The sequence below is a fragment of the Mesorhizobium sp. M7A.T.Ca.US.000.02.2.1 genome, assembly GCF_003996995.1.
Taxonomy (GTDB): Bacteria; Pseudomonadota; Alphaproteobacteria; order Rhizobiales; family Rhizobiaceae; genus Mesorhizobium.
Map to the genome: position 1 here is coordinate 1 of NZ_RZTT01000373.1, position 5,975 is coordinate 5,975.

Consider the following 5,975-nt stretch of genomic DNA (forward strand, 5'->3'; position numbering starts at 1 on the left):
CGGCGAAGCCGAAGCCGGCGGAAGCCGAGCCGAAGGCACCGCTGCGCACGGTCGCTGTGGTGACGCCGCCACGCAAGACCTATGCACGTGCCATCCGCATTTCCGGGCTGACCGAAGCCGACAAGCGGGCGGTGCTGGCGACGCGCGTCGCCGGTGTCATCGACAAGCTGCCTGTCAAGCAAGGCGATCACGTCAAGACGGGGGATCTGGTGCTGATGCTTGCGGCGGAAGAAAAGATCTCGATGGTCGACAACGCCAAGCAATTGGTGGTGCAGCGTCAGGCCGAGCTGGACGCAGCCTTGCGGCTGATGAAATCAGGCAATCTGCCGAAGCTGCAGCTCGACACCGCGCGCTCGAACCTGACCTCGGCGCAGTCGCAACTGGAAACGGCACAGGCCGAACTCGACCGCAACGAGGTGAAGGCGCCTTTCGACGGCGTTATCGACCGGGTGCCGGTGGAACTTGGCAGCTCCATCATGCAAGGCGGCGAGGTGGCGACCATCCTCAAGCTCGATCCGGTGATTGCCCGCGGCGAAGTCAGCGAGCGCGATCTCGGCTACCTCAAGCTCGGCGACAAGGCCACCATACGGCTGGTCAGCGGCCAGACCGTCCAAGGCACCGTGCGCTACATCAGCCGCGACGCCTCGTCGGCGACCCGCACCTTCCGCGTCGAGGTTGCCGTCCCCAATGCCGACGGCTCCGTGCCGGCCGGCATGACGGCGGAAATCGCGCTCAACGCACAGCCGACCGACGCGGTGCTGCTGCCGCGCTCGGTTGTGACGCTCGGCGACAAGGGCGACCTCGGCATCCGTGCCGTGAGCAAGGACAACAAGGTGGCGTTCTTCCCCATCGACCTCGTCGACGACACGCCGACAGGCCTCGTCCTCGGCGGCATACCGGCCGACGCCCGCATCATCGTCGCCGGCCAGGAACTGGTGAAGGAAGGCGATCTGGTCAATCCGGTCGAGGCCGACCAAGCGATCATCAAGAAGCTGCTCGGCGAAGCGACGGCCGGCACGCAGTAGCAAGAGATCGCGACGGACTAGCCCTGGGCGGGGACAATCGGCTGCGACGCAGCTCGTGAAAATTCAAGAACAGGCGTTAGCCATGGATATCGTCAGACTCGCAATCAACAATGCCCGCCTGACCATTTCGGTCCTCGTCTTCCTTCTGCTGGCGGGCTGGGTCGCATATCAGGCGACGCCAAAGGAAGCGGAGCCCGACGTTCCGATTCCGATGATGTATGTCAGCCTGATCTACCAGGGCATTTCGCCCGAGGATTCGGAGCGGCTTCTGCTGCGGCCGATGGAAAGCAAGCTGAAAAGCCTGAAGGGCCTCAAGGAGATGCGTTCGGCCGCTTTCCAGGGCGGCGGCTACGTGCTGGTCGAATTCCAGCCGCAGACCAATCTGGCCACCGCGCTGCAGGACACGCGCAGCAAGGTGCAGGACGCCAAGGCCGACCTGCCGCAGGCGGCGGAAGAACCTGTCGTCACCGAAGTCAACATTTCCGAATTTCCCGTGCTCGTCGTCACCCTCTCGGGAAATCTGCCTGAACGCGTGCTGACCGCCGCCGCGCGTGAACTGCGCGACCGCATCGAGGAGGTTCCCGGTGTTCTCGAGGGCTCGCTGCAGGGTGCGCGCGACGATCTCGTCGAGGTCGTCATCGATCCGATGAAGCTGTCTTCCTATGGGCTGCAACTCGATCAACTGATCGGTGCGGTCGGCAACTCCAACAGCCTGGTCGCCGCCGGCAATATCGAAGGCTCGGAGGGCAAATACGCCGTCAAGGTACCGTCGCTGATCGAGACGCCGGAGGATGTCGCCGCACTGCCGGTGGTCGCCGGCCCCAATGCCGTGGTGCAGGCCAAGGACATCGCGACGATCCGTTCGACCTTCAAGGATGCCGAGACGGTGACCCGTCTCAACGGCAAGCCGGCCATCGCCATCGAAGTCAAGAAGCGCATCGGCTCCAACCTGATCGACACCATCGCCAAGGTGCGAACGGTGTCCGACGAGTTCGTCAAGTCGATGCCCGAGGGCATGAACGTCACCTACACGCAGGACAAGTCGGTCTTCGTCAACCAGCTGCTCGGCGACCTGCAGAACCATGTGATGATCGCCGTCATTCTGGTGTTCATCGTCATCCTCTACGCGCTGTCCGGCCGCGCCTCGCTGCTCATCGGGCTAGCGATTCCGTCGTCCTTCCTGATCGGCATCCTGCTGCTGGCGATGATGGGCTACACGATCAACATGATCGTGCTGTTCAGCCTGATCCTGGCCGTCGGCATGCTGGTCGACGATGCCATCATCGTCACCGAGTTCGCCGAACGACGGATGAGCGAGGGCATGCCGAAGGAGGAAGCCTTCGCGCTCGCCGCCAAGCGCATGGCCGGTCCGGTCATCGCCGCGACGATGACGCGCATCGCCGCCTTCTCACCGCTGCTGTTCTGGCCGGGCATCATCGGCGACTTCATGAAGTACATGCCGATCACGCTGATCGTCACGCTATCGGCCTCGATGCTCTACGCACTTGTCTTCGCGCCGACGCTGGGTGCGATCTTCGCCAAGGCGCCGCCGCATCATGAGGATGACAATCGCGACGGCTGGTACATGGCGATCGTCAAGCAGGCGGTGCGCTTCCCCATCACCGTGCTGGTGCTGACCGTCGCGCTCTTGTTCGGCGTCGGCTTTGCCTATTCGAAATATGGCGCCGGCGTCGAGTTCTTCCCGAATGTCGAGCCGGATTATGGCCTGCTCTACGTGCATGCGCGCGGCAATCTTTCGCTGGCCGAAATGGATACCGCGACCAAGATCGCGGAAGACAGGCTGCTCGGCTGGCCGGGTGTGAAGTCGGTCTACACCCGCGTCGGCAAGACGCAAGGCGGCGGCCAGGATATCCCCGAAGACGTCGTCGGCGTCATCCAGTACGAATTTATCGACTGGCGCGAGCGCAAGTCGGCGAACCACATCCTGGACGATCTGCGCGGCGTCATGGCCGGCATTCCCGGCGTCGATGTCGAGGTGCGCGTGCCGGAAGCCGGTCCGCCGACCGGCAAGCCGATCCAGATCAGGCTTTCGGCCGTCGACCCCAAGGGGCTCGACGACAAGGCCCGTGAGGTCGCGGCGCGCATCGGCAAGGTGCCCGGCCTCATCGATATTTCCGACGGCCTGCCGCCGCCCGGTGTCGACTGGGCGCTCGAGGTCGATCGTGCCAAGGCGGCGCAGTACGGCATCAGCCCAACCTCGGTCGGGACGGTGGTGCAACTGGTGACCAACGGGCTGAAACTCTCGGAATACCGGCCTGCCGGAGCCGACGACGCGGTCGACATAAGGTTGCGGCTGCCCGAAGACCGGCGCACGCTGTCGACGCTCGACGAACTCAGGGTGCAGACCTCACAAGGCTCGGTGCCGATCTCGAACTTCGTCGTGCGCAAGCCGGAGCCGACGGTCGGCATCCTCAACCGCATCGACGGCGCGCGTACGGTGGTCGTCCAGGCCAACGTCGCCGCCGGCGCTCAGGTCGCGGCTGTGCAGGAGCAGGTCACCAAGGCCGTCTCCGACATGGATCTCGGCAGCGGCATCCGCTGGAAGCTGGCCGGTTCGAACGAGGACAGCGCCGAAGCCAGCGCCTTCCTCAGCAAGGCCTTCGGGGCGGCGATCTTCCTGATTTTCCTGGTGCTTCTGGCGCAGTTCAACAAGTTCACCAGCGTCTGGCTGGTGCTGTCCTGCGTGGTCATGGCGACGATCGGCGTGTTCCTCGGGCTGCTGATAACCGGCGAGACGTTCGGCATCGTCATGTCGGGCATCGGCGTCATCGCTCTGGCCGGCGTGGTGGTGAACAACAACATCGTGCTGATCGACACCTATGACCGGCTGCGTGAAGAAGGCTGGGACAAGGTCGAGGCGGTGCTGCAGACTTGCCGCGAGCGCGCCCGCCCGGTCGTGCTGACGGCTGTGTCGGCCATTCTCGGCGTGCTGCCGATCGCCTTCGGCCTCGGGCTGGAAATCTTCCATCACGAGACGACGATCAACGCGCCGTCGACGCAATGGTGGATTTCGCTCTCATCGGCGATCGTCTTCGGCCTGTCCTTCGCCACGGTGCTGACGCTGGTGGTGACGCCGTCGATGCTGATGGTGTTCACCCGCGCCAAGGTCAAGCCGGGCGCACGGCGCGGCTTGATCAGCCGTCTGTTCCGGCGCGGCAAGGGCGACATTTCCTCGACCGATGCGCCAGGGCGGGATGCCGGAGCTGAGCCGGATATCGCCTTTCCGAAAGCCGCCGAATAGATCATTGCCGATTTGACCGGCAAAGGCCGCCCGGAACAACCGGGCGGCCTTTTGCATTGTTCTTGGGCGAAAAGTCGAATTGCGGGGTTCTCATGCCGATCACCACCATCGTCATCATCGTCCTGGTCCTTATCCTCATCGGCGCGGTGCCGGCCTGGCCGCATTCGCGCTCCTGGGGCTATGGGCCCTCGGGTATTGTCGGCGTGGTGCTGGTGGTGCTTATGGTGCTGCTGTTGATGGGACGGCTCTGAGGCGCCCTCTCAGTCCTCGGAGATTGTTAATGTGCGGAGGAGCATCGCCCGCCATCGCGGAGGTCAGGCAGCTTTCGCAACGCCGGTCACGGTGGCAATGCCGATATCCCCGAGAGCTTCAGTGACGGCCTGATTCAGCGGCGTGTGCGGGATCGCGCCGATGATGCCTTCCAGCCTTGCCGACGCCAGTTGGTGCGGTTCGAAGCGCAGATAGGACATCGACACGATCTCACGCCACATCGCCACGAACGGGCTACCGGCGCGCAGCACCCACCACGCCATCGAGGTCATCTTGAGCGGGCGTCCAAGCGCCTTCTCCGCGGCCGCCTTGATCTCCAGGTCGGTGACGGGATGGCCCGGGAAGTTGAAGGCTTCATAGGCGCCGAGCTTGTCCAGGTTCTGCGCCAGTCCGACGAAAGCCTTGGCCAGATCCGGCAGGTAGGCCCATTCATGCACGAGGTCGACCGGGCCGGGCGCCGTATAGATACCCTTGTTGATCTTGGCGGCGACGATCAGGTCGAACCATGATCCGCTGCCGGTGCCGCCGAAGAAATCGCCGGCCCGCAGAAGGATGGTGCGGACGCGGCCCGCGTCGGCCTCGCGACGAAACAATTCCTCCATGGCGCAGCGGATGCGGCCCTTTTGCGTGCTCGGATGGAAGGGTGTGTCTTCCGATATCACCGCCGGCATCGGTGAGCCGTAATTGTAAACGGTGCCGGGGAAGAGGTGCAGTGCGCCATTCGCATGGCAGGCAGCCATAACATTCTGCGCCATCGGCAGGCACTTGCCCCAGTCGGTGTAGATCGGGTTGAGGCCGTTGAAGATGATATCGACACCTTGCGTGGCGCGGATGAGGGCCTCGCGGTCGAGCGCGTCACCGGCAACGGCTGTGGCGCCTTTGAGTTCGGCCGGCACCTTGCCGTTGCGGGTGACTGCGCGAACCTCGTAGCCCGCGTCGATGAAGGCCTTGGCGACCACGCGGCCGAGCCGGCCACTGGCACCGAGAATTGCGATACTGGTCATTGGAAGCACTCCTGGGTTGGGATTTGCGTGGTGGTCTGGACGCGCGATCGGGATCAGCGACAAGCGCGATCGAGATCAGCGGCTGCCGAAGAGGTCGCGGTTGCTGCCCTGCGTGACCGGTTGCCGGACGGCCGCATCCGGGTTGTGGATCGAAGCGGTGGTCGTGTTGTCGGTGCTGGTGACAGCCGGCTGGCTGGCGTCGTTCGACCCAAACTTGTCGCTGCCGGCAAAAGCGGCGCTGACGGAAATGAGGATGGCGGCGGCGGTGAGAGCGATCTTGGTCATCTGAGTTCTCCTGGTTGGTGTTTGCAGTCCGTGTTGGTGTCTGCAGCCGGAATATGGTCGCTCCGAATGCGAATGGAAATTGACTACAGATGGCGTTCTGGTATTCATAAATGAATGACTGAAATCGAC

General features: G+C 63.8%; 5 protein-coding genes. 3 read left to right on the top strand and 2 right to left on the bottom strand.

Features of this window, described 5'->3' with window-relative positions:
• From EOD15_RS26780 to EOD15_RS26790, 3 genes are all read left to right on the top strand, one after another.
• Positions 1-1,025, top strand: a 1,025-nt coding sequence (locus EOD15_RS26780; RefSeq protein ID WP_127408994.1) for an efflux RND transporter periplasmic adaptor subunit, incomplete at its 5' end; no start/stop codon positions are given.
• Between the two features lie 82 nt (positions 1,026-1,107).
• Positions 1,108-4,287 (top strand): efflux RND transporter permease subunit, encoded by a 3,180-nt coding sequence (locus EOD15_RS26785; RefSeq protein ID WP_127321945.1) that lies wholly within the window; start codon positions 1,108-1,110, stop codon positions 4,285-4,287.
• Between the two features lie 92 nt (positions 4,288-4,379).
• Entirely contained in the window at positions 4,380-4,538 is a 159-nt protein-coding gene (locus EOD15_RS26790; RefSeq protein ID WP_023810914.1) for a DUF3309 family protein, read from the top strand.
• Between the two features lie 63 nt (positions 4,539-4,601).
• On the opposite strand, the gene EOD15_RS26795 is transcribed toward EOD15_RS26790, so the two are convergent.
• Both EOD15_RS26795 and EOD15_RS26800 read right to left on the bottom strand, forming a co-directional pair.
• Positions 4,602-5,561: an SDR family oxidoreductase gene (locus EOD15_RS26795; RefSeq protein ID WP_127321944.1), complete on the bottom strand. Its 960-nt coding sequence runs from the start codon at positions 5,559-5,561 to the stop codon at positions 4,602-4,604.
• Positions 5,562-5,636: 75 nt separating this feature from the next.
• Positions 5,637-5,846: a DUF680 domain-containing protein gene (locus tag EOD15_RS26800; protein ID WP_127321943.1), complete on the bottom strand. Its 210-nt coding sequence runs from the start codon at positions 5,844-5,846 to the stop codon at positions 5,637-5,639.
• Between the last annotated feature and the right edge of the window lie 129 nt (positions 5,847-5,975).

Coding starts and splice junctions, on each gene's coding strand:
- EOD15_RS26790 (WP_023810914.1), top strand. CDS start 4,380: ATGCCGATCACCACCATCGTCATCATCGTCCTGGTCCTTATCCTCATC.
- EOD15_RS26785 (WP_127321945.1), top strand. CDS start 1,108: ATGGATATCGTCAGACTCGCAATCAACAATGCCCGCCTGACCATTTCG.
- EOD15_RS26800 (WP_127321943.1), bottom strand. CDS start 5,846: ATGACCAAGATCGCTCTCACCGCCGCCGCCATCCTCATTTCCGTCAGC.
- EOD15_RS26795 (WP_127321944.1), bottom strand. CDS start 5,561: ATGACCAGTATCGCAATTCTCGGTGCCAGTGGCCGGCTCGGCCGCGTG.